General features: G+C 56.0%; 3 protein-coding genes. All 3 read left to right on the top strand.

Annotation, left to right across the window (positions count from 1 at the left end):
* A partial coding sequence (locus tag WCG50_RS18750; RefSeq protein WP_336901116.1) for an excinuclease ABC subunit UvrC occupies window positions 1-1,199 on the top strand: 1,199 nt, incomplete at its 5' end.
* Window positions 1,200-1,243: 44 nt separating this feature from the next.
* Window positions 1,244-1,810, top strand: a complete 567-nt coding sequence (gene pgsA / locus WCG50_RS18745) for a CDP-diacylglycerol--glycerol-3-phosphate 3-phosphatidyltransferase (RefSeq protein WP_336901115.1) — start codon at window positions 1,244-1,246, stop codon at window positions 1,808-1,810.
* A gap of 32 nt (window positions 1,811-1,842) precedes the next feature.
* Window positions 1,843-2,691, top strand: a complete 849-nt coding sequence (locus tag WCG50_RS18740; RefSeq protein WP_336901117.1) for a DMT family transporter — start codon at window positions 1,843-1,845, stop codon at window positions 2,689-2,691.
* The last annotated feature ends 78 nt before the right edge of the window (window positions 2,692-2,769 follow it).

The following is a 2,769-nucleotide window of genomic DNA, read 5'->3' as shown; positions in this document are numbered from 1 at the left end:
TGCATCAGCAGTCGGTGGACAACGTGTCGGACCGCGACGTGGATATTTTGGCGGTTAAAGTGCAGGGCGGTCGCGCTTGCGTGAACCTGGCGATGGTGCGCGGTGGGCGGCATCTGGGGGATCGCCCCTACTTCCCCGTGCATGTGGAGGATGCCGCCAGTCTCTACCAGGATGAAGATGACGATAGTCCATCCAACAAAGAGACGCCCTCGGTTGAGGCGCTGGTGCTGAATGCTTTTGTGGCGCAGCATTACCTGAATGTGCCGGTACCGCCGTCTCTGGTGGTGAGCGAGCCGGTCGATAAAACTCTGCTCAAGGCCTTGTCAATTCAGTCGGGGGCCAAGGTGAGCGCCGTCCACCAACCGCGTGAGCAGCGCCGTCAATGGCTGGAAATGGCACAAACCAATGCCAACTTGCAGTTGGCCCGTTTGCTGTCAGAAGAAGGCTCGCAGCAGGCGCGCACCCGAGCGCTGGCCGACGCGCTGGACCTGGCGTTGGACAGTCTGGACGAACTTCGTGTGGAGTGTTTTGACATCTCGCACACCGCAGGCGAGGCAACGCAGGCCTCGTGCGTGGTGTTTCATCACCACAAGATGCAGAACGCCGAATACCGTCGCTACAGCATCGACGGCATCACGCCGGGCGACGATTACGCCGCCATGCGCCAAGTGTTGATGCGCCGCTACGGCAAATTGTCGGAGAGTTTGCGCGAAGCTCAAAAGACCGGCCAAACGCCAGTGGGTACCGGCCGCTTGCCGGATTTGGTGCTGGTGGACGGTGGCAAAGGCCAGGTTTCCATGGCGCGCGAGGTTTTCGAGCAGTTGGGCCTGGATTTGTCGCTGATCGTGGGTGTCGAAAAGGGAGAAGGGCGCAAGGTCGGCTTGGAAGAATTGGTGTTTGCCGATGGGCGCGACAAAGTTTATTTGGGTAAAGACTCGGCGGCCCTGATGCTGGTGGCTCAAATCAGGGATGAAGCGCACCGTTTCGCCATCACCGGCATGCGCGCCAAACGGGCCAAAGTGCGCATGGATGGCGGTAAATTGGAGGAGATTCCAGGCATCGGACCCAAGCGACGCGCCAAGTTGTTGCAGCGCTTTGGGGGCGTGCGTGGTGTAGCACTGGCGGGGGTCGAAGATATTGCAACCGTCGAAGGCATCTCACGGGAGTTGGCGGAAGAAATATACCGCGCCCTGCACTGAACTTGGCCTGAAAAAAAGCTGTTGGCTCGTGCCACAATCAAAGCATGTTTTTCACCATACCGACCATCATGACGTGGGCTCGCATCGCTGCGATTCCCTTGATCGTCGGGGTTTTTTCCCTGGATATTGCGCCTGCAAGTCGCAATTTGATCGCAACGGTGTTGTTCGTAGTGTCGGCTGCTACCGATTGGCTGGATGGCTACTTGGCTCGAAAATTGAATCAGGTGTCATCTTTTGGCGCCTTCTTGGACCCCGTGGCCGACAAAATTCTGGTGTGCGCCAGTGTTTTGGTTTTGGTGCACTTGGGGCGAGCCGATGTGTTTGTAGGGTTGATCATCATTGGCCGGGAAATTGCAATTTCTGCGCTGCGTGAATGGATGGCTCAAATTGGCGCCTCCAAAAGTGTGGCGGTTCACATGGTCGGCAAGCTCAAAACGGTGGTTCAGATGGTGGCCATCCCCTTCTTGTTGTTTGATGGAATGTTGTTTGATTCCATTAATACCCATTTATGGGGCGTCTGGTTGATCTGGGTGGCCGCTGTGATGACGGTTTGGTCAATGGTCTATTACTTGCAGAAGGCCCTGCCTGAAATTCGAGCACGGGTGAAGTGAGTTCCGGCGAAAACCGGGCCTTCATCAAGGCCATGCCCGCGATGTTTGTGCTGATTTGGAGCACGGGTTTTATCGTCGCCCGTTACGGCATGCCTTACGCACCACCCATGAAGTTTTTGGTCATGCGATACGCGCTCTCCGTGGCGTGTTTTTTGCCATGGATTGTGCTGGCGCGCGTCAAATGGCCTGCAACGCGAACCCAATGGATGCACTTGGCCATCACCGGAATTTTTATGCATGCGGGCTACCTCGGCGGTGTTTGGGCGGCCGTCAAAGCCGGTATGGGGTCGGGTCTTTCAGCCTTGATCGTCGGATTGCAGCCCGTCTTGACCGCACTGTGGTTGTCTTCTACCGGCAACAAAATTGCGCCTCGCCAATGGTTGGGATTAAGTTTGGGTTTTTTGGGCTTGGTCATGGTGGTTTCGCGCAAATTCGGTCAAGGAGGGGAAGCTGACTGGATGAATCTGTCCCTTGCGGTGGGCGCTTTGTTCAGCATCACAACCGGTACCCTTTATCAAAAGCGGTTTGTGGCAGCTTGCGATGTGCGAACAGCCAATGCGGTGCAACTCGGGGCTGCTTTTTTGGTGACATTGCCATTGGCTTTGATGGAGGCGGAGTCGGTGCAATGGAATGATCAATTGGCAGGCGCCTTGGCTTGGTCTGTGCTGGCTTTGACCTTAGGGGGAAGCTCGCTTCTTTACTTGCTGATTCAACGAGGTGCCGCATCGACCGTCACGAGTTTGATGTACTTGGTGCCGCCCGTCACAGCGTGCATTGCGTGGACCCTGTTTGCTGAACCCATTTCTGCTTTAACGGTTGCGGGCACTTTGCTCACTGCAGTGGGCGTCGCCATGGTCGTCAGGCGGCCGCGCACTGATTAACTTTCAAGCGTGAAAAACAATTATTTGATTGTTGTCTTTGGGGCTTTAGCGAAGAATTGACACCGGAGTACATTCCTG

The sequence above is a fragment of the Rhodoferax sp. genome (assembly GCF_037143375.1).
Lineage (GTDB): Bacteria > Pseudomonadota > Gammaproteobacteria > Burkholderiales > Burkholderiaceae_C > Rhodoferax.
Note: the sequence above shows the minus strand (reverse complement) of the source record. Positions and strands in the feature narration are given on the sequence as shown.